The 23,998-nt window shown below is 62.6% G+C and carries 21 protein-coding genes, 1 tRNA gene and 1 pseudogene; 10 read left to right on the top strand and 13 right to left on the bottom strand.

Annotated elements, in window-relative coordinates; all coding sequences use genetic code 11:
• Positions 1-51 precede the first annotated feature (51 nt).
• Both sigX and J7655_RS10515 read left to right on the top strand, forming a co-directional pair.
• Entirely contained in the window at positions 52-642 is a 591-nt protein-coding gene (sigX, locus tag J7655_RS10510; protein WP_230924399.1) for an RNA polymerase sigma factor SigX, read from the top strand.
• Positions 643-750: 108 nt separating this feature from the next.
• Positions 751-1,731, top strand: coding sequence for an OmpA family protein (locus J7655_RS10515; protein ID WP_230924400.1), 981 nt, complete (start codon positions 751-753; stop codon positions 1,729-1,731).
• A gap of 145 nt (positions 1,732-1,876) precedes the next feature.
• On the opposite strand, the gene cobA is transcribed toward J7655_RS10515, so the two are convergent.
• From cobA to J7655_RS10575, 12 genes and pseudogenes are all read right to left on the bottom strand, one after another.
• Entirely contained in the window at positions 1,877-2,620 is a 744-nt protein-coding gene (cobA, locus tag J7655_RS10520) for a uroporphyrinogen-III C-methyltransferase (RefSeq protein ID WP_230924401.1), read from the bottom strand.
• Positions 2,621-2,798: 178 nt separating this feature from the next.
• Positions 2,799-5,515: pseudogene (locus tag J7655_RS10525) on the bottom strand (nitrate reductase).
• Between the two features lie 83 nt (positions 5,516-5,598).
• The gene (gene nirD / locus J7655_RS10530; RefSeq protein WP_230924402.1) at positions 5,599-5,916 is read right to left on the bottom strand and encodes a nitrite reductase small subunit NirD; all 318 of its coding nucleotides are present in this window, start codon (positions 5,914-5,916) and stop codon (positions 5,599-5,601) included.
• On the bottom strand, positions 5,913-8,369 hold the full coding sequence (gene nirB, locus J7655_RS10535; RefSeq protein WP_230924403.1) for a nitrite reductase large subunit NirB: 2,457 nt from the start codon (positions 8,367-8,369) through the stop codon (positions 5,913-5,915). The genes nirD and nirB overlap by 4 nt, the downstream gene beginning before the upstream one ends.
• 357 nt (positions 8,370-8,726) lie before the next feature.
• Positions 8,727-10,391, bottom strand: coding sequence for a bifunctional protein-serine/threonine kinase/phosphatase (locus J7655_RS10540; protein WP_230924404.1), 1,665 nt, complete (start codon positions 10,389-10,391; stop codon positions 8,727-8,729).
• Positions 10,392-10,507: 116 nt separating this feature from the next.
• Positions 10,508-11,719 (bottom strand): nitrate/nitrite transporter, encoded by a 1,212-nt coding sequence (locus tag J7655_RS10545; protein ID WP_230924405.1) that lies wholly within the window; start codon positions 11,717-11,719, stop codon positions 10,508-10,510.
• Between the two features lie 701 nt (positions 11,720-12,420).
• Positions 12,421-12,864, bottom strand: a complete 444-nt coding sequence (locus tag J7655_RS10550) for a thioesterase family protein (protein ID WP_017676825.1) — start codon at positions 12,862-12,864, stop codon at positions 12,421-12,423.
• 48 nt (positions 12,865-12,912) lie between these two features.
• Positions 12,913-13,602 carry a polysaccharide lyase family 7 protein gene (locus J7655_RS10555; RefSeq protein ID WP_230924406.1) on the bottom strand — a complete coding sequence of 230 codons (690 nt, stop codon included), beginning with the start codon at positions 13,600-13,602 and terminating at the stop codon, positions 12,913-12,915.
• A 96-nt stretch (positions 13,603-13,698) separates the two neighbouring features.
• The gene (locus tag J7655_RS10560) at positions 13,699-14,490 is read right to left on the bottom strand and encodes an ABC transporter ATP-binding protein (RefSeq protein ID WP_230924407.1); all 792 of its coding nucleotides are present in this window, start codon (positions 14,488-14,490) and stop codon (positions 13,699-13,701) included.
• A 183-nt stretch (positions 14,491-14,673) separates the two neighbouring features.
• Complete coding sequence (ntrB, locus tag J7655_RS10565) at positions 14,674-15,525, bottom strand: nitrate ABC transporter permease (protein WP_230924408.1); 852 nt, start codon at positions 15,523-15,525, stop codon at positions 14,674-14,676.
• Between the two features lie 12 nt (positions 15,526-15,537).
• Positions 15,538-16,821, bottom strand: a complete 1,284-nt coding sequence (locus J7655_RS10570) for a CmpA/NrtA family ABC transporter substrate-binding protein (protein ID WP_230924409.1) — start codon at positions 16,819-16,821, stop codon at positions 15,538-15,540.
• Positions 16,822-17,207: 386 nt separating this feature from the next.
• Positions 17,208-17,522 (bottom strand): hypothetical protein, encoded by a 315-nt coding sequence (locus J7655_RS10575; protein ID WP_012018520.1) that lies wholly within the window; start codon positions 17,520-17,522, stop codon positions 17,208-17,210.
• Between the two features lie 154 nt (positions 17,523-17,676).
• Here J7655_RS10575 and J7655_RS10580 point away from each other — a divergent pair, with 154 nt between their 5' ends.
• Positions 17,677-18,069, top strand: coding sequence for a hypothetical protein (locus J7655_RS10580; protein ID WP_003460092.1), 393 nt, complete (start codon positions 17,677-17,679; stop codon positions 18,067-18,069).
• Between the two features lie 119 nt (positions 18,070-18,188).
• Here J7655_RS10580 and J7655_RS10585 read toward each other — a convergent pair whose 3' ends face one another.
• Positions 18,189-18,878 carry a crotonase/enoyl-CoA hydratase family protein gene (locus J7655_RS10585; protein ID WP_075747856.1) on the bottom strand — a complete coding sequence of 230 codons (690 nt, stop codon included), beginning with the start codon at positions 18,876-18,878 and terminating at the stop codon, positions 18,189-18,191.
• 187 nt (positions 18,879-19,065) lie between these two features.
• On the opposite strand from J7655_RS10585, the gene J7655_RS10590 reads away from it, so the two are divergent.
• The 7 genes from J7655_RS10590 (at position 19,066) to earP (ending at position 23,997) form a co-directional block, all read left to right on the top strand.
• Entirely contained in the window at positions 19,066-19,284 is a 219-nt protein-coding gene (locus tag J7655_RS10590; protein WP_230924411.1) for a hypothetical protein, read from the top strand.
• A 93-nt stretch (positions 19,285-19,377) separates the two neighbouring features.
• Positions 19,378-19,467, top strand: a tRNA-Ser gene (locus J7655_RS10595).
• Positions 19,468-19,570: 103 nt separating this feature from the next.
• Positions 19,571-20,371 (top strand): DUF6538 domain-containing protein, encoded by an 801-nt coding sequence (locus J7655_RS10600; RefSeq protein WP_230924412.1) that lies wholly within the window; start codon positions 19,571-19,573, stop codon positions 20,369-20,371.
• Positions 20,372-20,642: 271 nt separating this feature from the next.
• On the top strand, positions 20,643-21,413 hold the full coding sequence (locus tag J7655_RS10605) for a hypothetical protein (RefSeq protein ID WP_230924413.1): 771 nt from the start codon (positions 20,643-20,645) through the stop codon (positions 21,411-21,413).
• Positions 21,414-21,589: 176 nt separating this feature from the next.
• On the top strand, positions 21,590-21,886 hold the full coding sequence (locus J7655_RS10610) for a type II toxin-antitoxin system MqsR family toxin (protein WP_147811842.1): 297 nt from the start codon (positions 21,590-21,592) through the stop codon (positions 21,884-21,886).
• A 2-nt stretch (positions 21,887-21,888) separates the two neighbouring features.
• Positions 21,889-22,290, top strand: coding sequence for a type II TA system antitoxin MqsA family protein (locus tag J7655_RS10615; RefSeq protein ID WP_031306592.1), 402 nt, complete (start codon positions 21,889-21,891; stop codon positions 22,288-22,290).
• Between the two features lie 534 nt (positions 22,291-22,824).
• Positions 22,825-23,997: an elongation factor P maturation arginine rhamnosyltransferase EarP gene (gene earP / locus J7655_RS10620; protein WP_230924414.1), complete on the top strand. Its 1,173-nt coding sequence runs from the start codon at positions 22,825-22,827 to the stop codon at positions 23,995-23,997.
• Position 23,998: the final 1 nt, after the last annotated feature.

The following is a 23,998-nucleotide window of genomic DNA, read 5'->3' on the forward strand; positions in this document are numbered from 1 at the left end:
CAGGTGTGACCTGCCGGGCACTTTTCGTCCTGACTGTCGGCCCGACTCGTTTTGAACAAAGCTCAAGCCCTGCCAACGCGCTACGACCCCCGCGAGCTCACCGATGAGGAGCTGGTGACGCGTGCCCATGACGAGCTGTTTCATATCACCCGTGCGTATGAAGAGCTGATGCGGCGTTACCAGCGAACATTATTTAACGTTTGCGCACGTTACTTGGGGAACGACAGGGACGCTGATGATGTCTGTCAGGAGGTGATGCTCAAGGTTCTCTATGGCCTGAAGAACTTTGAGGGTAAGTCCAAGTTCAAGACTTGGCTCTACAGCATTACCTATAACGAATGCATTACCCAATATCGAAAAGAGCGGCGCAAGCGTCGATTGATTGACGCCTTGAGTTTGGATCCGCTCGAAGAGGCTTCCGACGAAAAAACACCCAAAGTCGAGGAGCGTGGCGGTCTGGATCGCTGGTTGGTGCACGTCAACCCGATAGACCGTGAAATTCTGGTGCTACGTTTTGTCGCAGAGCTCGAGTTTCAAGAGATTGCCGACATCATGCACATGGGCTTGAGCGCAACGAAAATGCGCTACAAGCGCGCTTTGGATCGGTTGCGGGACAAATTTTCGGAAACTTCTGAAACTTAGTTCAGCTTCCAGACCACTAAGGGAATGGCGAAACCTGATAAAATCGCCGCCAAGTTGCCGACTGAAGTTCACGGCAACTTATTAACCACCAAGATGGGGATTTAACGGATGAAAGTAAAAAACACCTTGGGCGTAGTCATTGGCTCTCTGGTTGCCGCAACCTCCTTTGGCGCGCTGGCGCAAGGTCAAGGCGCTGTCGAGGTGGAAGGCTTCGTCAATCGCTATTTCACCGACTCGCAGCGTGATTTCGCACACGACGAAGGCAACCTGTTCGGCGGCAGCATCGGTTACTACCTGACCGATGATGTCGAGCTGGCACTGTCCTACGGTGAGTACCACGACCTGCGTGGCGAAGGCTCTCGCGGCAGCAAGGACATCAAAGGCAACCTGACCGACCTGAAGGCCATCTACCACTTCGGTCAGCCGGGTGTTGGTCTGCGTCCGTACGTCTCTGCCGGTTTCGGCCATCAGAGCATCGGCGACGCCAACGGTGGTGGTCGTAACCACTCCACCCTGGCCATCGCTGGCGCTGGTGCCAAGTACTACTTCACCGAAATGTTCTACGCCCGTGCCGGCGTTGACGCGCTGTACAACATCGACCAGGGCGACACCGAGTGGCAAGCCGGCGTCGGTGTCGGTCTGAACTTCGGTGGCGGCAGCAAGCCTGCTCCGGCTCCGGTCGTGGCTGCTGCACCCGAGCCGATGCCCGAGCCTGCTCCGGAGCCGGCTCTGGAAACCGTTCGCGTTGAGCTGGACGTCAAGTTCGACTTCGACAAGGATCGCGTCAAAGAAGAAAGCTACGGTGACATCAAGAACCTGGCTGACTTCATGAACCAGTACCCGCAGACCACCACCACCGTTGAAGGTCACACCGACTCCGTCGGTTCTGACGCCTACAACCAGGGTCTGTCCGAGCGTCGTGCCAACGCCGTGCGTAACGTGCTGGTCAACCAGTACGGTGTCGATGGCAACCGTGTGACCGCTGTTGGTTACGGCGAAACCCGTCCGGTAGCTGACAACGCCACCGACTCCGGTCGCGCCATCAACCGTCGCGTTGAAGCTGAAGTAGAAGCCCAGATCCAGCAGTAATGCTTCTGGTGCTGTAAACAGAAACCCGGCCTCGGCCGGGTTTCTTTTTTCTGGGATAAAAGCACGCAATGGGCAATGCCAGCCCATACCGCATCGTGTTGGAGCTGCGCCTCGCAGCGAATCGCAGGCAATGACTGCGTAGCGCTCAGGCATGCAGACGCTGGGGCATGCTGAGCCAGCTGCTGGCGCGGGCGACTTCGCCGATCACCAGAATGGCCGGGCTCTTCAGGGCGAATGCTGCCGCGTCATCCTGCATGACCGCGAGGCTGCTGCGGCATTCGCGCTGCTGTGGCAGCGAGGCATTCTCGATCATCGCCACCGGCATTTCGCCACTCATGCCACCGGCGAGCAGGCCGTCGCGAATATCCGCCAGTTTGGCGACACCCATATAGACCACCAAGGTTGTGCCGCTCTGCGCCAGTGCCGCCCAGTTCAGGCTGCTGTCGTCCTGGGTGTGGGCGGTGACCAGGGTCACGCCACGGGCCACGCCGCGCAGTGTCAGGGGGATGCCGCAGTGGGTGGCACCAGCCAGCCCGGCAGTGATGCCGTTGACCAGCTCCACCTCGATGCCATGCTCGTTGAGCCAGTCGGCTTCCTCGCTGCCACGCCCGAAGATGCATGGGTCGCCGCCTTTCAGGCGCACCACGCACTTGCCCTGCCGTGCGTAGCGCAGCATCAGGCGATGTATGAAGGCCTGCGGTGTAGAGCGACAACCGCCGCGCTTGCCCACCGAGACGATGCGTGCGCCGGGGCAGTGCTCCAGTACGGCCGGGTTGACCAGATCGTCGATCATCACCACATCGGCCTGATTCAGCGCCTTGACCGCCTTGAGAGTCAGCAGCTCGGGATCACCAGGGCCAGCACCGACCAGCCAGACTTTTGCGCTCATGTTCACCACCTCTCTCGTGTCAAGTGCCGGCGTTTGCCGCTGGTTCCCACGCACCGGCGTGGGAACGGATTCGGGGACGCTCTGCGTCCCATGAGACGCGGAGCGTCTCGGCTACATACCCACGCAGAGCGTGGGTACGATCAATATCTGGGGTTGGTGCGCACAGCGCACGCTAGGGTTATGCAGTCACTAGCACCGGCTGTTGCGCCAGCAGGCGTTTGATTTCGGGTACGCAGGAGCCACAACTGGTGCCGCACTTGAGTTCCTGCTTGAGGCCATCCAGATCCAGGCCGCGGGCAATGCCGGCACACACCGCGCCTTCGCTGACGTTCAGGCAGTTGCACAGGGTCTTGCCGCGCGTGTTGGCGGCAGCATTGCCTGGCGGTGCGGAGACCGGGGCGAGCAGCCAGCGGCGCAGGTCGGCGTCGGTCTGGCCGTCCAGCCACAGGCTTCTGAGCCATTCGCTGGCGGCGGTTTCGCCGGCCAGGCGGATACTGACGATGCGGCCGTCCTCGATACGCACGCGCTTGCCTACTGCGCGGCGCGGGTCGTCATAGGCCAGCACTGGACCCTGGTTCAGGCGCAGCAGGCGGTCGATCTGCGCCAGCAGCTCGGGGTGCGGCGCCACGGCGCTGCCGGCGCGGATCAGCAGGGCGGGCGCTCGCGACCGGTGGGGGTGAGGCTGGCGTAGGCGAACTCCTCGAACAGCGGGCGCAGCGCCTCGAAGCGGCTCTGCACCTCGCCCTCGACCAGGGCGAACAGCTGCCAGGGCAGCTCGACCTTGTCCACCTCGACGCCGGCATGCTTGAGCTCCGGTTGCTTGGAAAGCGGATCGAAGGCCGGTTGGGTCAGCACGTTGGTGCCCAGGCCCTTGAGGAAGCGGTCGCCCCAGTGCATCGGCAGCCAGGCCTGGCCTGGGCGCACCGACTCATCGGCCTGTACCGGCAGGATCAGGCTGCCGCGACGGCTGCGCAGCCTGACCAGATCGCCGTCCCGCAGGCGGCGGCGACGCAGCGCGTCCGGGTGCAGGCCGAGCACCGCTGCCTCGACATTGCCGAACAGGCGCGCGGCGGTGCCGGTGCGGCTCATGCCATGCCACTGGTCGCGCAGACGGCCGGTGTTGAGGGTGAGCGAATAGCGCGCCTCGCGCTTTTCCTTCGGCGCACGATACGGGTCGGCATGGAATTGCGCTCGCCCGCTGGCGGTGGGGAAGCGGCCGTCGGCGTAGAGCCGCGCGGTACCCTGGCGCGCGCCAGGCGCAAACGGCCATTGTTGGGGACCTTGGTTATCCAGCAGCGCGTAGCTCAGCCCCGAGAGGTCGAGGTCGCGCTGGGCGGTCAGGTGCTTGTATTCCTCGAACAGCGCTTCGCTGTTGGCGAAATCGAACAGGCTGGGCAGGCCGGGGCGGAGCAGAGTTTCCAGGCGACGGGCGAAGTCGCAGGTGATCGACCAATCGGGCCGCGCCTCTGCGGGCGCTGGCACGGCACGGCGTACATGGCTGACGCGGCGCTCGGAGTTGGTCACCGTGCCTTCCTTCTCGCCCCAGCTGGCGGCCGGCAGCAGCAGGTCGGCGTAGCGGCAGGTCTCGGTGGTGAAGAAGGCTTCCTGCACCACGACGAAGGGGCAGGCGGCCAGGGCCTCGTGCACCTTGCTCTGGTTGGGCAGCGACTGCGCCGGGTTGGTGCAGGCGATCCACAGCGCCTTGATGCGCCCGTCGTGCACCGCATCGAACAGCTCGATGGCGGACAGGCCGGGCGTCTCCGGCAGGGCGTCGACGCCCCAGTAGGCGGCGACTTCGGCGCGGTGTTGGGCGTTGCCGGCCTCGCGGTGACCCGGCAGCAGGTTGCTCAGGCTGCCGGTCTCGCGACCGCCCATGGCATTGGGCTGGCCGGTCAGCGAGAAGGGGCCGGCGCCGGGCTTGCCGATCTGCCCGGTGGCCAGGTGCAGGTTGATCAGCGCGCTGTTCTTCGCACTGCCGGCGCTGGACTGGTTCAGCCCCATGCACCACAGCGAAAGGAAGGAGGGCGCACGGCCGATCAACTCGGCGCAGCGCTGCAGGGCGTCCAGGCTGATGCCGCAGATATCGGCGGTGGCCGCCGGACTATAGTCGCGCACCAGGTTCTTCAGCGCCTCGAAGCCTTCGGTGTGGGCGTCGATATAGGCGCGGTCCATCCAGCCCTCCCACAGCAGGAGATGCAGGATGCCGTGAAACAGCGCGACGTCGGTGCCGGGCAGGATCGCCAGGTGCAGGTCGGCCAGCTCGCAGGTGTCGGTGCGCCGCGGGTCGACGACGATCACCTTCATCTCTGGGCGGCGCGCCTTGGCTTCTTCCAGACGGCGAAACAGCACCGGGTGGGCATAGGCCATGTTGGAGCCGGCGATCAGCAGGCAGTCGCTCTGCTCGATGTCCTCGTAATTGCAGGGCGGGGCGTCGGCGCCGAGGCTGCGCTTGTAACCGACCACGGCGCTGGACATGCACAGCCGCGAGTTGGAGTCGATGTTATGAGTGCCGACCAGGGCGCGGGCCAGCTTGTTGAAGGCGTAGTAGTCCTCGGTCAGCAACTGACCGGAGATATAGAAGGCCACGCTGTCCGGGCCATGTTCGCGGATGGTCTCGGCGAACACCGCCGCGGCGTGGTCCAGGGCGCTGTCCCAGTCGGTGCGCGAACGGGCCAGGCCCTTGCCCAGACGCAGCTCGGGGTAGAGGGCACGGGCGTCGAGGTCGCCGGTCAGGTGCAGTGTCGAGCCCTTGCTGCACAGTTTGCCGAAGTTGGCCGGGTGGCTGGGGTCGCCGGCGACGCCGAGGATCTGCTCGCCGTCGTGCTCGATCAGCACGCCGCAGCCCACGCCGCAGTAGCAGCAGGTGGAGGCGGTGACTTGAGTGGGGCTGGCCATGTTCGGAGCTCCTGAGGCGCGGGGAAGTTCTGGTGGGAGGGGCTTCAGCCGCGACCGTCGCCGCTGAAGTGCCTCCCACAGGGCTAGCTGCCGTGAGCGAATGCCAGCAGCACGCGGCCGTTCTCGACCCGGGCGTGGTGCCGGTGAGCGCAGCCCACATCCGGCGCCACGGCCTCGCCGGACTCCAGCTCGATCTGCCAGTTGTGCAGCGGACAGGCCACCCGCTTGCCGAAGATCAGGCCCTGGGACAGCGGGCCACCCTTGTGCGGGCAGCGATCATCTAGGGCGAAGACCTCATCGTTGCTGGTGCGGAAGATGGCGATATCGCCTTTCGGCCCGGCAACAATGCGCGAGCCCAGCACGTTGATTTCTTCCAGGGCGCAGATATCCAGCCAGTTCATACGGTGGCCTCCTCAAGTTGCACGACCTTGATCGGTTCGAATTCTTTCTTCAGCAGCGGCTGTTCGATGCGTTCCTTCCACGGGTCCTGCTCGAACGACAGGGCAAATTGCAGGCGCGCGGCCAGGGCCTTGCGGTTGGCTTCGTCTTCCAGAACCGCCTTCTTGATGTGCTCCATGCCGACGCGCTGCAGGTAGTGCACGGTGCGCTCCAGATAGAAGGCCTCCTCGCGGTACATCTGGAGGAAGGCGGCGTTGTACTCGCGCACTTCCTCGGCGGTTTTCACCTTGACGAAGAACTCGGCCACCTCGGTCTTGATCCCGCCGTTACCGCCGATATACATCTCGAAACCCGAGTCCACACCGATGATGCCGACGTCCTTGATGCCGGCCTCGGCGCAGTTGCGCGGGCAACCGGAGACCGCCAGCTTGACCTTGTGCGGCGACCACATATTGAACAGGTCATGTTCCAGATCGATGCCCAGCTGGGTGGAGTTCTGCGTGCCGAAGCGGCAGAACTCGCTGCCCACGCAGGTTTTTACCGTACGGATGGACTTGCCGTAGGCGTGGCCCGAAGGCATATCCAGCTCTTTCCACACCGCCGGCAGGTCTTCCTTCTTGATGCCGAGCAGATCGATACGCTGGCCACCGGTGACCTTGACCATGGGCACCTTGTACTTGTCCGCCACGTCGGCGATGCGGCGCAGTTCGGAGGGGTTGGTCACGCCGCCCCACATGCGCGGCACCACGGAGTAGGTGCCGTCCTTCTGGATATTGGCGTGGGCGCGCTCGTTGATCAGGCGCGACTGCGGGTCGTCCTTGGCCTCGCCCGGCCAGGTGGAGATCAGGTAGTAGTTGAGCGCCGGGCGGCAGGTGGCGCAGCCGTTGGGCGTGCTCCAGTTGAGAAACGCCATGGTCTGCGCCATCGACGTCAGGTGCTGCTCGCGGATGGCCTTGCGAATCTGCCCGTGGTTGAGATCGCTGCAGCCGCAGATGGCCTTCTCGCTCTTGGGCTTGACGTCCGCCGCGCCGCCGACGGTGCTGATCAGGATCTGCTCCACCAGGCCGGCGCAGGAGCCGCAGGAACTGGCGGCCTTGGTGTGCTTCTTCACCTCGTCGACCGAGAACAGCCCGTTCTCCTGGATGGCCCGGACTATGGTGCCCTTGCACACGCCGTTGCAGCCGCAGATCTCCATGCTGTCGGGCATGTTGGCGGTCTTGTCGGCGCCCTGGTGGCCGACATCGCCGATGGCGCCTTCGCCGAACATCAGGTGGTCGCGGATCTCGCTGACGTTGTGGTTCTCGCGGATCTGGCGGAAGTACCAGCCGCCGTCGGCGGTGTCGCCGTACAGGCAGGCGCCGACCAGCACGTCGTCCTTGATCACCAGCTTCTTGTACACGCCGCCGATGGGGTCCGACAGCGTTATCGTTTCCGTTCCCTCGCCGCCCATAAATTCACCGGCGGAGAACAGGTCGATACCGGTGACCTTGAGCTTGGTCGAGGTTACCGAGCCCTGATAGCGGGAGAAACCGAGCTGGGCCAGGTGGTTGGCGCAGACCTTGGCCTGCTCGAACAGCGGCGCCACCAGGCCGTAGGCGATGCCGCGGTGGCTGGCACACTCGCCGATGGCGTAGATGCGCGGGTCATAGGTCTGCATGGTGTCGTTGACCAGGATGCCGCGGTTGCAGGCGATGCCGGCGCTCTCGGCCAGCTCGCTGTTGGGGCGAATGCCGGCGGCCATCACCACCAGGTCGGCGGGAATCACTTCGCCATCCTTGAACTTCACCGCACAGACGCGGCCTTCGCCGTTGTCCAGCAGTTCAGCGGTGTGCTTGGGCAGGAGGAACTTCAGGCCGCGGTCTTCCAGGGATTTCTGCAGCAAACGGCCTGCGGTGCTATCGAGCTGGCGCTCCAGCAGCCAGTCGCCGATATGCACCACGGTGACGTCCATGCCGCGCAGCTTGAGGCCGTTGGCCGCTTCCAGGCCGAGCAGGCCGCCGCCGATGACCACTGCGTGCTTATGGGTCTTGGCGGTGTCCATCATCGTCTGGGTGTCGGCGATGTCGCGATAGCCGATCACCCCGGTCAGGTCCTTGCCCGGGATCGGCAGGATGAAGGGGTTGGAGCCGGTGGCGATGAGCAGGCGGTCGTACTCTGCCTCGCTGCCGTCGTCGGCGATCACCAAGCGCTTCTTGCGGTCGATCTTGACCACCTTGCGTCCGAGCAGCAGCTTGATGTCGTTTTCCGCGTACCAGTTGAGATCGTTGAGCACGATCTCCTCGAAGGTCTGTTCGCCGGCCAGTACCGGCGAGAGCAGAATGCGGTTGTAGTTGGGGTGCGGCTCGGCGCCGAACACGGTGATGTCGTAGAGATCGGGGGCGAGCTTGAGCAGCTCCTCGAGGGTGCGTACACCCGCCATGCCGTTGCCGATCATCACCAGCTTGAGTTTTTGCATGCCGGCCATCTCCTGAAGAAAAATCACGGTCGAAAAAATTGTCGGGAGCAATTTTTAACGTTGCTCCGCGACGGCTCGAAGAGTGGCCGCCAGGGATGGCAGGCCATAAAAAAACAAAAAAGGCGTCCCGCTAGTCACCTAGCGAGGACGCCTTTGTCCAGGTCCCGTTCTATCGGGAAGTGCAGCCTTCGTCGTTGAAGGTCGCACTTTATGTGGTTTGTGGTAGTTTTGAATGCAGCCCTTGTGGCAACTCGATCAAATCACGGTTTTTCAGGCTTTTCAGTCACTTGGGTGAAGCTGGTGAGTGGGTTTGTGCACCGTTGAGAGGCGCTTTGCGCTGCTTTGGTGCGGGATGGGCTATTTGAGCAGGAGGAACGCCAGCAGCAGGTTGAGCAGCAGCGACACCAGCGCCACGCTGCGCCACACCAGCAGTGGCTCGCGCTCCAGCAGCGGTCGTGGGTGGTTGTTCAGGGATTGGCGCTCGCCACTTTCCAGTGCCAGCAGCCACTCCTCGGCGGTCTCGAAGCGCTGCGCTGGGGCGGCGGCTACCGCGCGGTTCAAGACCTCATCGAGCCAGGCAGGCAAGTCCGGGCGGTAGCGGCTGGCCGGTGTCGGTTGGCCGAAGCGTGGGTGCTGAAAGGCCTCGACTTCGCCATGGGGATAGTGTCCGGTAAGCAGGTGATAGAGCGTCACGCCCGCGGCGTAGAGGTCCTGCTGCGCACTGGGCGGGCTGCCGGCGAAGGCTTCGGGGGCAATATAGCTGGGCGTGCCGGGCAGGCTGTGGGCCTCGTCGCGGGTCAGGCCCAGGCAGTAGGCCAGGCCGAAGTCGAGCACGCGCAGTTCGCCGTCGTCGCCGAGCAGCAGGTTCTCCGGCTTGATGTCGCGGTGGATGATATTGCGCCGGTGCAGCAGGCCGAGCGCCTTGATCAGGCGCGGCGCCAGGTCCTGCCAGTCGGCCAGGCTCAGCGGGCCGTGCTGGCGCAGGCGTGCGTGCAGGGTCTGGCCGGCGTATTCACGTTGCACGTAATACAGGTGCTGGCGCTGCGGCAGGGCGTGCAGTTCGGGAAAGTGGCGACCGGCGACGCGGCGCAGGAACCATTCTTCCTGCAGCAGTGCCGGGCCGGCCTGCTCCTCACCAGCGCGGCTGGCCGGCAGGGTCTTGAGCAGCCAGGGGTGATTGTCGGTATCGCGTACCCGGTAGATCAGCGACTGGCGCGATTCGCCGAGCAGGCGCTCGACCTGCCATCCCTCGAATACTTGGCCATCGCGCAGGCGTGGCGGCAGCGGCCAGTGCTCGAGCTGGGCCAGGGTGTCGGCCAGCGCCGCTTCTGGGAGCTGCTCGACATGTACCAGCAGGGCGCTGGCGTTGTCCTGGCTGCCGGCGCGGTGCGCTTCGCCGACCAGCGCCTGGCAGATTGCCTCGGCGTTATCGCCCTGTAGCAATTCGCCTATGCGCTTGTCGCTGAGGCTGGCCCAGACGCCATCGCTGACCAGCAGGAAACGGTCGCCGGGCTGCAGTTCGCCATCGCGGTAGTCCACCACCAGATGCTGGTCCAGGCCCATGGCGCGCTTGAGCACGTGCTGCATGCCCGGTTGTTCCCAAACATGGTCCTCGGTCAGGCGCAACAGCTGGCCGCCCCGCCACAGATAGGCGCGGCTGTCGCCGATATGCGCCAGGGTGTAGCGCCGCCCGCGCAGCACCAGCGCAGTGAGGGTGGTCAGCAGCGGCTGGCCGCCGCCGTTGGCCTGTAGCCAGCGGTTATGTGCGACTAACAGGCGATCCAGACTGTGCTGCACCGGCCAGGTTTCCGGGGTGGAGTAGTAATCCAGAGCCAGCGCCTGCAGGGTGGCGCGCGCGGCCAGGCCGCCGTCGGCGCACTGGCTGACGCCATCAGCCAGGCCCAGCAGGTAGCCCTTGCTGGCGGCCAGGGCCGGCGCCGGGGTGACCACACGCAGGGCATCCTGGTTCTCGCTGCGCGGGCCGGTGGCGCTGGTTTCGCCGATGCTCAGTTGCAGGGCCATGATGTGGTTTCCGTAGATCTTTGGATCGTAGGGGGCGCCGTGCGCACCGCGCTCGGCGCAAATCGCTGGTGCGCGCGGCGCACCCTACGCAGTGTGGCCGGTCGTCGAGAACTCGCTCACACCCGTGCGGCGGTCACTGCGGCGCTGCCCCAGGTGGTGCGCCAGCGCTGCTTGACCCCGTGCAGACCGATCCAGGCCAGCACGCCGAGGCTGGCGAACAGCCAGAGGCCCAGTTGGTAGTCGCCGGTGTGCTGCTTGATGGTGCCCAGACCGGCGGCGAGGAAGAAACCGCCGATGCCGCCGGCCATGCCGATCAACCCGGTCATCACGCCGATTTCCCTGCGAAAGCGCTGCGGCACCAACTGGAACACCGCGCCATTGCCGGCGCCAAGACCGAGCATGGCAGCGACGAAAAACGCCAGAGCGGCGGTCGCGCTGGGCAGGTTGAAACCCACCACGGTGATGCACAGCGAGGCGATGCTGTACATCATCAGCAGCGTGAGAATGCCGCCGATGCGGTCGGCCAGGGCGCCGCCGAGCGGGCGCAGCAGGCTGCCGGCGAAGACGCAGGCGGCGGTGTAGTAGCCTGCGGTCACCGGGTTCAGCCCGTACTGGTCGCTGAAGTAGCCGGGCAGGGCGCTGGCCAGTCCGATGAAGCCGCCGAAGGTGACGCTGTAGAAGAACATGAACCACCAGCTGTCGCGATCGCCGAGGGCCTTGAGGTAGTCGCCGAAGGCCTTGGGCTTGGGCCGCTCCGGCGCATTCTTGGCCACCAGGGCGAAGATCACCAGGGTCGCCAGCAGCGGGATCAGCGCCCAGCCGAACACGTTCTGCCAGCCGGACAGCGCGGCCAGGCCGGGGGCGAACAGCGCTGCCAGCACGGTGCCAGAGTTACCGGCGCCGGCGATGCCCATGGCCTTGCCCTGGTGCTCCGGCGGGTACCACTGGGAGGCCAGCGGCAGGGCCACGGCGAACGCCGCGCCGGCGAAGCCGAGGAACAGGCCGAGCAGCAGCGCCTGCTCGTAGCTGCCGATGCCGATCTGCCAGGCGCAGAACAGCGCGACTATCACCACCACCTGGCCGAGCAGGCCGGCGGTCTTCGGCGACAGGCGGTCGGCGAGAAAGCCCATCAGCAGACGCAGCACGGCGCCGGCGAGAATCGGCGTGGCCACCATCAGGCCGCGTTGCTGGGCGTTGAGGTCGAGGTCGGTAGCGATCTGCACCGCCAGTGGGCCGAGTAGGTACCAGACCATGAAGCTCAGGTCGAAATAGAGGAAGGCGGCAAACAGGGTGGGGGCGTGGCCGGCTTTCCAGAAACTTGTATTCATCGATCACCTCATCAGCGAGAAGGAGCCCGGCCAGGCGCGGCGAACCGTGGTCGTGGACACGGCGGCCGCGCCTGCCGGGAAGGCCCTGCACTTGTGGTGCAGAGCCCTGCGGCCGAAGCCACAGCAGGTTTGCGCGATTGCGGTGCAGGCTCGGATCGCGATGCCTGCGCCGGCCCCGGTCACTGGGGCGAACACGAAAAAAAACGCCGCTTCACCACAGGCCATGAAGGCGAGGTGAGGCGACGTCGTTGTCGTGAGGGAGGTGGCCGCCGTTGGCTACCTGGTGCGAGGGAATAAGCAAGAGCCGAGCCAACCGAGCAGAGGCCCTGGGATCAGGTGCTACGCACCTTCAATACGCGCAGTACTGCCGTAAAACGAGGCGTTTGCGCCGTCTATGCCCCCGAATGGGGCGATCGCTGCGTACTGAGAGTGGCTTGAGACTGGACGCTGGAAAGTTGGGCAACGCTGGTTGCGTGAGTGGGTAGCGGCGCGGTCAGCAGGGCGAGTGCCAGCAGATTGCTGAGCAGCCCCGCCTGACGGGCACGGCGGTAGGTGTCGGTCATCCTCGATCCCCCCTTTTTTCAGTTCTGACCTAGGCGTAGCAGACGAATGACAATGTGTCACGTTATTAGCAGCAATAACTGTGCAAGTTTTGCCAGACGCCTGTTCGCCCGGGGCCCTGAAGCAGTGGAATCGCTGAGTCAGTCGAGCCGATTGACCTTGGGGAACTTGGCGCTGAAGGATTCCGGCATCGGCACCACCTTCGACTGCAGATAATCGAAGAACACGAAGCCGGACTTGGCCATGGCCACCAGCGTGCCGTCAGCCGGACGGGTGATGCGGAAGGTGATATCACCGCCATATCGGTTGAAATCCATCACGCCGACCTCGAACAGCAGCTGGTCACGGGCATGGGCCTCGGCCCTGTAGGTGGTGGCCAGGTCGGTGACGATGATGCCAGTGCCTTTGCCGTCGGTTTCGCGGATGCCGAACTCGAAGAGGAAACGGGCACGTGCCTCGGAAATCATCGAGATCATCGAGTCATTGCCCAGATGGTTGGCACCGTTGATGTCGGTAACGCGCACGGTCAGGTGAGTGCTGTAGCAGTACTGGTCTTCGGGAAAATCGAGGGTCAGGCGTGCCATGGTCGAGCCTTCGTCTAGGAGGGCGGCGATTGTAAACCGCCGCGTTCCTCAGCGGTGCAGGCTGTTGAGGTGATAGAACGTGACGCGACCACCTTCGCTATCCGCTCCGGAATTGTCCTGGATATAGGCGCCCGCCTTGAAGTACAGGTACTGCTTGCTCCAGCTGCTGCTCAACTGGCGGTAGAGCGAGCCATTGTCGCCATCGGTGCTGGCCACGCTGACGCCGATGCGTCCGCTGGGCGTGACGCGCAGGTCGTAGCCGAAGCGCTCGCCAAGCTGGATGTTCTCGGCCAGCAGAATGTTTTGCACGTCGCTGTCGCCTGGGCGAGCGCGCAGCAGCAGCTCCACCCGGCCAACGCCACGTCGATAGTGATATTGCAGCTTGAGCAGCGGGTCGTTTTGGCTGCCCGGCACGTCGGTACTGTGGATCTGGCCGATCACCACCTTGTTGCGGCTGGGCACCTGGTCAACCTGCAGCACGGCGCTGAGATAGCTGTCCGAACTGGCGTGGAGCCAGTTGTCGAGTCTGCCGTCGTGCTGGGTTTCGCGTAGCTCGCTGCGTGGATAGCGGGCATCGGCGGTGGTCGAGCCGGTGACCGGCACCCAGAACGTCACGCTGCCGTCGGCATTGCGCCGAAAGTAACGGCTTGTATAGCCGTTATTCAGCCGTTCGGTGGTGATGGTGGTCGGCACTGGTTCGGTGGGAATCGACAGATTCCAGGTGGTGAGGTCGAGCACGGGGTTCTCTGATTGTCGGTTGAGGGCCCTTGTTCGTCCCTGCAAAGGGTCAGAGGTTCCGCCGCCCCAGCCCTTGAGCCAGAGCGGTTTTGACACTCAGGCGGCCGGGCGCTGCTGGCGCTGGTAGAGAAACTCCAGCACGGCGGTACGGTAGGCGTGGTACTGCGAGTCATTGGCCAGCGCCAGGCGGTCGCGCGGGCTCGGCAGGTCGACGGCGAGGATTTCGCCGACGGTGGCCGCCGGGCCGTTGGTCATCATGACGATACGATCGGACAGGAGCACGGCTTCGTCGACGTCATGGGTGACCATCACCACGGTGCTCTGGGTCTGCCCGACGATGCGCAGCAGCTCGTCCTGCAGGTGCGCGCGGGTCAGGGCATCGAGGGCGCCGAACGGCTCGTCCATCAGCAGCACCTTGGGCTCCATGGCCAGGGCACGGGCGATGCCGACGCGCTGCTTCATGCCGCCGGAGATCTCGTTGGGATGCTTGTGCATGGCATGGCTGAGGCCGACCATGTTCAGCGCCTGCTCGGTGCGGGCCTTGAGCTGGGCCTTGATTTCGCGCGCGCCGAAGACCTTTTCCACGGCCAGGTGGACGTTGCCGAAGCAGGTCATCCAGGGCAGCAGGCTGTGGTTCTGGAACACCACGGCGCGTTCGGGGCCGGGGCCGTCGATCTCGCGGCCATTGCAGATCAGCCCGCCTTCGTTGGCGTCGAGCAGGCCAGCGATCAGGTTGAGCACGGTGGATTTGCCGCAGCCGGAGTGGCCGATCAGTGCGACGAACTCGCCGCGGGCGATGCTCAGGTTGACGTCGGCCAGTGCCTGGAAGCGGCCTTTCTTGGTGTCGAAGTGCTTGCTGACAGCTGTCAGCTCCACGAATTTGTCCATCGGAGTTCTCTCGTTCTGGCGCTGTGCCCCGAATTTAATCAGTAACACTTTTATTTAAAACAAAGACTTGGCGTCTACTATTGAACTGATTTGTAAGCTTACGTAGCCCGGATGCAATCCGGGGAAACGGAGATCGCGTTCCCGGATTGCATCCGGGCTACGGGGTTGGGCGAATGCGCCTCTTCAGCTCGCGTAGTCAAAGCGTTTGGCGATCAACAGCAGCATCTGCTCCAGCGCCAGGCCGACCAGGCCGACGATGATGATGGCGATGAGAATGTGCTCGACGTTGAGGTTGTTCCACTCGTCCCACACCCAGAAGCCCAGGCCGATGCCGCCGGTGAGCATCTCCGCGGCGACTATCACCAGCCAGGCCACGCCGATGGCCAGGCGGATGCCGGTCATCAGGTGCGGCAGCACGGCGGGAAACAGGATGCGCGTCAGCACCTTGAACTCCGACAGCTTCAGCACGCGGGCCGCGTTCAGGTAGTCCTGCGGCACGCTGGCCACGCCGGCGGCGGTGTTGAGGATGATCGGCCAGATCGAGCTGATGAAAATGACCCAGATCGACGCCGGGCCGGCCGCCTCGAACACCAGCAGGCCGATCGGCAGCCAGGCCAGCGGCGAGACCGGACGCAGCAAGCTGATGATCGGCGCCAGCATGCCGGCGAGAAAGGCGAAACGGCCGATGGCGAACCCCAGGGGAATGCCCACCAGCGCCGCCAGACCGAAGCCGACGCCGACGCGGCCGAGCGAGTTGAGGATGTTCCAGCCGATACCCATGTCGTTGGGGCCGTTGTCGTAGAAAGGATCAGCGAACAACACCAGCGCGGCTTGCCAGGTGCTCAAGGGGCCAGGCAGGCCCTCGCTGTACTGCGCCAGCAGCGACCAGAAGCCGATGAAGGCGATGATGCCCAGCAGCGGGGCGATGCCGGCCTTGAGCATACTGCCCAGTGCGGCGGCGCTGGGCAGCAAGGCCTGCGCAGAGAGGCGCGGCTTGGCAATTGGCGGCAGTGGTGTTTTCAGGGGCGCATTCATGCTCACCTCCAGTCAGGCTTTGATGGCGAAGGAGTCGGCGTAGGCGGCCGGATTGCTGCCGTCCCAGACCACGCCGTCGATCAACGTGCTGCTGCGCAGCGGGCTGCTCGGCACCGCCAGCTTGAGGGCGCTGGCAGCCTCGGCGTAGAGCGCGGTCTGGTTGACTTGCGCGGCCACGGCGGCGTAATCCGGCGCATCCTTGAGCAGGCCCCAGCGCTTGAATTGGGTGAGGAACCACATGCCGTCGGAGTGATAGGGAAAGTTGACGCTGCCGTCCTTGCAGAAGGCCATGGCGTGTTCGTCCTTCCAGCTGTTGCCGAGGCCGTCCTCGTACTGGGCGAGAAAGCGCGGCTCGATCACCTGCACCGGCGCGTTGACGTAGGCCTTGCCGGAAATCAGCTTGGCGGTGCTCTTGCGGTTCTCCTCGCTGGCCTCGATGAAGCGGCTGGCATCGAGAATCGCCATGATCAGCGCACGGGCGGCATTGGGATACTGCTCGATAAAGGCGCGGGTGGTGCCGAGCACCTTCTCCGGGTGGTCCGGCCAGATCTGCTGCGTGGTGGTGGCGGTGAAACCGATCTTGTCGAAGATCGCCCGCGCGCCCCAGGGCTCGCCGACGCAGAAGCCGTCCATGTTGCCGACACGCATATTGGCGACCATCTGCGGCGGCGGCACGACGATGGTCTTCACATCGCTCATGGGGTTGATGCCGACACTGGCCAGCCAGTAGTACAGCCACATGGCGTGGGTACCAGTTGGGAATGTCTGGGCGAAGGTCAGCGGATTACCGCCTTTCTTCACGTGTTCGGCCAGTTGCGCGCCGTTGGTCACGCCAGCCTCACGCAGTTGCTTGGACAGGGTGATGGCCTGGCCATTCTGGTTTAGCCCCATCAGCACCGCCATGTCCCGCTGCGGCCCGGCCAGGCCGAGCTGGGCGCCGTACATCATGCCGTAGAGCACATGGGCAGCATCCAGTTCGCCAGTGTTGAGCTTGTCGCGCACGCCGGCCCAGGAGGCCTCCTTGCTCGGGTTGATGGTCAGGCCGTATTTCTCGCCGAAACCCTGGGTGGCGGCGACCACCACTGAAGCGCAATCGGTCAGGGGAATGAAGCCGACGTTTAGCGCGGCTTTTTCCGGCGCGTCGGAGCCAGCTGCCCATGCTGCGCTACGCAGCGAAGCCGGCGCCGACAAGCCAAGTGCGGCGATGCCGCTCACGGCGCCGGCCAGGGCGATGGATTGCTTGAGAAAGTTACGGCGGCTGGTGGCCAGGGGCTTGTTCGAATCACGATCGGTCATGGTTCTAATCCTTGTCAGGCGCATAAACAAAAACGGCGTACGCCAGGCCGCCTCGATGAGAGAAAGGTGACCTGACGGACGCCGTTGTCCGTGATCCTCGGCCCGCCGCCGTTGGCGTGCTACGCAGGATGGTTGACAGGGACTTAGCAAGGGGCTTGCCAGCTTTCATGCACAACGGCCGAGCAGCGGCATGCGGCACCTGCCAGGTAGGGGCCGGATTCCGGATTGCCAGCGGCTAGCTGTTTAGGATCAATAAGTTGCAGCTGTGTTCTGAGAGAATTTTGAAGTGTGTGGAGCAAGCGCACGCTCAGCTCACCCCGCATGCTTCTGAGCCAATGCCGTGCATGAGCGGGCGGCGCTGAGCCTTTTTGGTTCGTACCGCAGGCTCAGGACGCCGGTTGAACGCGCGCCTCCTCGACGAAGTCGCGCAGCCAGCGCAGCACTTCGACGGCTTCCCAGCGAGCCGGATCGAACAGCGCATAGGCCAGCCCCTGATAGCCGACCACATCCAGTTGCCGATGGTAGCCGGCGCGCTGCAGCAGCGCCTCGATCTCAGCGAAGCAGGTATTGAAGTGCTGACGATTGAAAGGGGTGCGGCTCTCGGTGACGATGCCCTCGAGCTGCAGTTCCTCGACCATCTCGCGTACCCGCTCCAGCGGCATGCGGTTCACTCGGTGTTTTAGCTGCAGTACGTCCAGCATGATGGCGCTCCTGTGCAATCGATCATTTACCTGCGATATAGCCTAATCGAAAAATACTGTACAAATAAACAGTATTGAGTGATATTGGCCTCACTTAGGCGACAACAACCCGTCCACCACCTGAAGGTGGGCGCCTTGCGAGGGGGTATTGGCAATGCAACAGATGCTGATGACGATTGTGCTATTGGCCCTGCTGAGCGGCTGCGCGCAACCGCAGATTGATCGACCACAGGCCAACGGTGCCTATCTGGTGATCGAGGGCGAACAGGCCTGGGCCGTGCTGGTTTCCGATGGCCAGCGTGTCGAGGAGACGGGTATAGTGCTCGACGTGATTCGACTGCCCAGCCATCACTCCAACATTGCCGCCAGTTACGTGATCGAAACGCCCAACTGCGGCAAGCTGCAGTGGCTGACCGAGCGTCATGGCGCCGCAGAGGGTGAAACCACGCTGTTGCCGGCCGCCTTCAACGAGCAACTGAGCAAGCCTGGCTGCGTGCTTGCGCAAGGCCTGAGTCGAGCCTGGACGGCCCTGGACTACTCAGGCTGACCCGTTGGGTGCGCCGCGCGCACCGACATTCGATGACGGATTAATTGGCGAGACGCGCAAAGAAAAAGCGCCGCGACCTCAACGGAAGCGGCGCTTTTCATTTATGGGTTACCGAATGCTTACAGCAGGTGTTGCTTGTCCATCTCGATAGCGGCATCGAGTGTTTCCAGCAGCGCCTTGCGCACCTTCAGCTTGGTGTTCTTGTGCGCGGTCATGTTGATCTTCTTCATCTGCTGCGCCACCGCCTGAGTGGTGGCCAGCAATTGTTCGGCCGGCACCACTTTGTCCAGGAAGCCGGCCTCTACCGCGCCAGCCGGGTCGAACATCTCGCCATTGATCACCGAACGGTGGAACGCCGACTTGCGCAGGCGATCACGGGCCAGTTCGATGCCGACGTGGTGCATGGTCATGCCGATCTGCACTTCATTCAGGCCGATATTGAACGGACCTTCCACACCGATACGGTAATCGGCCGACAGCAGGATGAACGCACCCTTGGCCACGGCATGACCCGAGCAGGCGACGATGATCGGGTAGGGGTGAGCGAGCATGCGTCGCGCCAGGGTAGAGCCAGCAGCGACCAGATTGATTGCATTCTGCGGGCCCGAGGTCATCACCTTCAGGTCATAGCCGCCGGAAAGAATCCCCGGCTGGCCAGTGATGACGACGATGGCGCGATCCTGCTCGGCGCGGTCGAGGGCGGCATTGAACGCAGCGATCACGTCAGGCGAGATGGCATTGACCTTGCCATTGCTCAGGGTGAGGGTGGCGATGCCGTCTTCGAGTTGATAGCTGATCAGGTCGCTCATGGCGGTTTTCCTTGTTAGAGCCTTGGGGGCGAATGTGGGCAGAAGGTACTCAGCCGAAGCGCTCTGGTAAAGCGCCGTGGCTGACTGACTGGTCAGTGTTTTTGCCTATCGCGGCGATGCCGGATGGCAATTGGTCGAACGCAAAGCCAGGCCTTTAAGGTGAGCAGCGAACCAAAGGAGCTGCCCCATGAACACCCTCTACTCCATCCTTTATATGGTCGCCGTGATCGGCCTGCTGCTGGCATCGGTCGTGCTCAGCGAAACCTTCTACCTGCGCAGCCCATCCGGCGTGCTGCTGCTATTCGGCTTGGGCCTGTTCATGTCCCTGGGTTTTCTGCTGTTCGGCCACATTCGCTTCGACGAGCAGCCCCGCGAGGAGCACGACGAAAACCCGCTTCGCTCTTAAGCGCATGAATCCTTTAAAAAAAATTTGCCATCGGGAAAACATTCGACTACATTATCGCGCCTCGACGGGGTAAACGCCAAAACGTCGAGATCCGGTGAGGTGTCCGAGAGGCTGAAGGAGCACGCCTGGAAAGTGTGTATACGGGAAACCGTATCAAGAGTTCGAATCTCTTCTTCACCGCCACTTTCAATAAGCCCTTGATTTTCCTAGAGAATCAGGGGCTTTTTGTTTCAGCTAGACGCCTTTCTGATCCGATAGGTACAGATGGGTGGAACAAATGCACGTCATGACCAAGCCGTGGAAGCATCCTCGTTCGGGGATTTTTTACCTCCGCCGTGAAGTCCCCGAAGACATCCGTCAGATCATCGGCAAGCGCGAATGGAAGGTCTCACTCAGAACCCGAGACTTCGCCACTGCCCGTCCTCGTTTCGCATCGGAGCTGATCCGTTGTGAGGACATCTTCTTCGCAGCCAGAGAGCAACTCGCTGGCCGCCCCCGAGTTCTAGCCTCTGATGCCCCCAAGCTCGCCGATAGGTGGGCGCAAGCTGTGATTGAGTCATGGGAGAGCAAGCCGGAGGATCTCACCGACTTTCTGATCCAGCCTCTTGATGGCGATGACGCCGCCGATGTTCAGCTTGCCTGTGATGTTGTCGATAGCAGCAGCTACATGGCTCGCCAGAACGCTGTAGAAGGGTTCATGAAGTCTGTGCTGGCTGAGCACCATTTGCCTGTTCCTGATACCTCTGAGCCCGCCTACAGGTCTCTGGTGGATGCGTTCTATAGCCGCTGGTGTGACCTCTGCAGGATGGCAGTGGCGCGCTTTGCAGGTGACTGGCGAGAAGCCATGAATCTTCCGTTCGTAGAGAAGCCGCTCGCGGTGGAGCAGAAGGCAGCAGAGAGCAAGCTGAGCGGCCCCAGGCTTTCGGAAGTCTTCAAGAAATGGGCGGATGACAAGCGCCTGACCGATGGCGATACCCGTAGCACCAACAAGACCATCTCCGAGTTCGGCGCAACGGTCACGCGCTTCGTTGAGCTATACGGTGACCTTCATGTGCCCAGGATCACCCGTGCGCTTTGCCAGGAGTGAGAAAAAAGCCTACAGAATTGCTATGGATCTTCTAGTGCAATATGGGTCTCCAGTTCCTGCGGATATGCCTAGGGATTATTCTTCGTTGATCGGATACTTTGAAAGGCGACACAATGAGGTTGGAGTTAAAACCGATAAGCTTCTAGCAAAGGATGTGGATACTGGAGAGTATGAGTGGCTTCAGTGATGTACATTGGCACGCTGTAACATAAGCTGCGTGTTTTGCTACGCACCTTTGGTAAGAAAGTAAAGCGTAATGCAAGGAGGCGAGATGAAATCCGACTGGGACGACGCTCCAGACTATCTACGCAGCAAGAAGAAGTCCGGCCCATGGCGAATGGTGGCCATCCTGGGTGTGGGTTCCGCGATTACCTGGGGCGTGATCGCGATGTTTGCCAAACCAATCGTGATCAATGTGGATCAGCTAAAACAGGCGATCCACGTAGACGGCAAACCCCTGTTCAGCCAGCAACCGGCGCCACAGCCCTACAGCGAGCCGGAAGAGCCTTTAAGGCTGTCATCCATTCCCATCGATCCCCCCGCGCAACGAGTTGCATACGAGCCGGTAAGCCAGCCTCAGCCATACGCCTCGATGGAGTGGACCGAGGAAGAAAAGGCGAGGGCGATTGCCAGTTCTCAGAACGTGTTCAGTGACAAGAACTACACGCCCAAGCAGCCGGCCAGCACCTACACACCGCCCGCCACCGATCGCATCGCCCAGGCACCTCAGCAGACGCAGCAGCGACAAACCAAGCAGGTAAGCCGCGAGCGTACATCCAAGTGGATCAAAAGCTGGAACGGCGGCAGCAACTACTTGGCGGAGTGGCTATCGGTGAACAACTACATCGACGGCACCAGCGTCTGCGCCAATCACCGGCGCGGATCAATGGACTACCGAGAATGCCGCAAGGCCGCCAAACAGCACTTTCACGAACAGTGCAGAACCTGGCGTGCCCGCTATGACAGTGACCGCAAGACAAGCAGTGATCGCATGAAGACGCGCTATTGCTCTGCGGCGAGCAGTTTTAATCCGATGGGTTAGGTTTTGATTTGACCTGGCTCAACTGCCTACGCAGGCGTGCAAAGTATTGAGGGTCAGCTGGCTTTGTGGGGGCTGATGCGGCCCCGGCAAGCAGCTCATTGCGTAGTCGTGTGCGTCTGTCGTCTGGCATGACTATTACCTTGAGGCAATTAACCTAATAGGTTATTTTGTGCGGCATGGAAAAGCGCAAACCCCATTTCAGGCTTGAGTTGGTGAAACAGGCTGTAGCCGACCAGCGGTATCGCTTCACCCGCGTAGCCTTGGAAGGAGGCGCTGCGCTGGGCATGGAGATGGCCGACATGCTGGCCGTCATCAGTGCCCTGAGCAGCCGCGACTTTTTCAAGAGCATGACAACCTATGCGGATCATACTACCTGGCAGGACGTTTACCGACCCGATACCGAATTCGGGCAGGTCTATCTGAAGTTCACGCTGGTGGCCGATCTGCTAATCGTTTCCTTTAAGGAGAAGTGACCATGAAATGTCCAGTATGCGGCGGGGCGGAACTGGTTCACGACACCCGCGATATGCCCTTCACCTACAAGGGGCAAACCACCCAAATTACTGCAGTAACGGCTGACTGGTGCGATGCCTGTGGCGAGTCACTGACTGGGCCGGCTGAAAGTGAGCGCGTTATGCGTGCCATGAACGAGTTTCGCCAGCAGGTGAACGCCCAGGATGGCAATCAGGAGCTGATTCGCAGCGTGCGTAAGCAGTTGCGGTTGAGCCAGCGCGAAGCGGCCGAGCTGTTCGGTGGTGGGCCGAATGCGTTTTCTCGCTACGAGCGAGGCAGCACAGAAGCACCGCAACCGCTGGTGCAGTTGTTCAAGATCCTGGGCCGACACCCGGAGTTGATTAACGAGCTGCGTGCAGGTTGAGTGTCGAAAAAGTGTCGAAATCATAGAGCCGAATAGTGACGAATCGAACAAGCGGGTAGGGCGCTAAGCCCCGTATTGAGCGGGTTTGGCACGAACTGACACGCTACCGAAACGGGTTCGAATCTCTTTTTGCCGCTACTTTTTCACTGGCTGTAGCCGTGTATCTGTCACTACTCGCACTACTTCAAGATGCGGGGTTCGGTTTAGCGCTCTGTATGCGTTCGCGAAGGCGGGCAAAAAAGTATTGGTCAGCAAGCTTTGCCGGCTTTGATTCGGCGTCGGCAAGCAGCATGCTGCGTAGTTCTTTGCGTTTGTCGTGTGGCATGGATGCTACCTTGGGATGTTCGAGATTGCAGGTGCCAGTGCGCAGTGTGTCGATCTGTATAGCTTGCGCCGGCAGTCAAGATTCTCATATTGGCATCAATCTATACGCTCAACCCCTTTCTCATAACGGTGAGAAGGCAGGCATGCCTGTGCATCCTCAAGTGAACCGCATGACGCCTCTGTCGGGCTTTTTCGTGCCTGGCGGTTAGAATGGCCGGCATTTTTGAGAAGGGGCGCAGCGTGGCCAGGTGGGACATTTTCTGCAGCGTGGTGGATAACTACGGTGATATCGGCGTGACCTGGCGGCTGGCCCAGCAATTGGCGGAGGAGCAGGGGCATGCGCTGCGTCTGTGGGTCGATGATCTGGCGGCGTTCGTGCGTTTGTGCCCTGAAGCCAGCGTCGATGCCGAGTGCCAGCACTTACAGGGTGTCGAGGTGCGGCGCTGGGCAGAGCCTTTCCCGGCGGTCGAGCCGGCGCAGGTGGTGATCGAGGCGTTCGCTTGTCAGTTGCCACCCGCTTATGTCGCCGCGATGGCGGCCAGCGGCACGCGCCGGCTGTGGTTGAACCTGGAATACCTCAGTGCCGAGGATTGGGTCGCGGGCTGCCATGGCCTGCCGTCGCCGCAGCCGGTTGGCTTGCAGAAGTTCTTCTTCTTTCCTGGTTTCGTGGATGGCACAGGTGGCTTGCTGCGTGAGGCTGATTTGTTGGCGCGGCGCCGTGCCTTGCAGGCTGATACGCAGGCGCAGCAGGCGTTTTTGCAATCGCTGGGTGTGACGAGGGAGGCCGGGGCGCGGCTGATTTCCCTGTTCGCTTATGAGAACGTGGGGCTGGCGGGCTGGTTGGAGGCGCTGGCAGCCGATGCGCAGCCGACTCAGTTGCTGGTGCCGCAGGGCAAGGTGCTGGGGGATTTGCAGGCCTGGTTCGGTGAAACGCAGTTGCTGCCCGGTGATCAGCGCCGGCGCGGCAGTCTGCAGATTCAGGTGTTGCCTTTCGTCGCTCAGGACGATTACGACCGTTTGCTGTGGTGCTGCGACTTCAATGCCGTGCGCGGTGAGGATTCCTTCATTCGTGCGCAGTGGGCCGGGCGGCCTTTGCTCTGGCACATCTACCCGCAGGAGGAGGGCGCGCACTGGGACAAGCTGGAAGCTTTTCTGGCGGTTTACAGCGCTGACTTGCCGCCTGATGCAGTCAGTGCTCAGGCTCGATTGTGGCGGGCCTGGAACGCCGGTGAAGGCATGGCAACGGCCTGGCCCGCGCTTGCCGCGGCGTTACCGACGCTGCAGCAGCATGCCGAACAATGGTGTGATCAGCAGGCCGCCCGGGCGGATCTTGCCACGGCGCTGGAACAGTTTTACCTAAATTGGCTATCATACGCGGCCTAGA

This window comes from Pseudomonas wenzhouensis, from assembly GCF_021029445.1.
Lineage (GTDB): Bacteria > Pseudomonadota > Gammaproteobacteria > Pseudomonadales > Pseudomonadaceae > Aquipseudomonas > Aquipseudomonas wenzhouensis.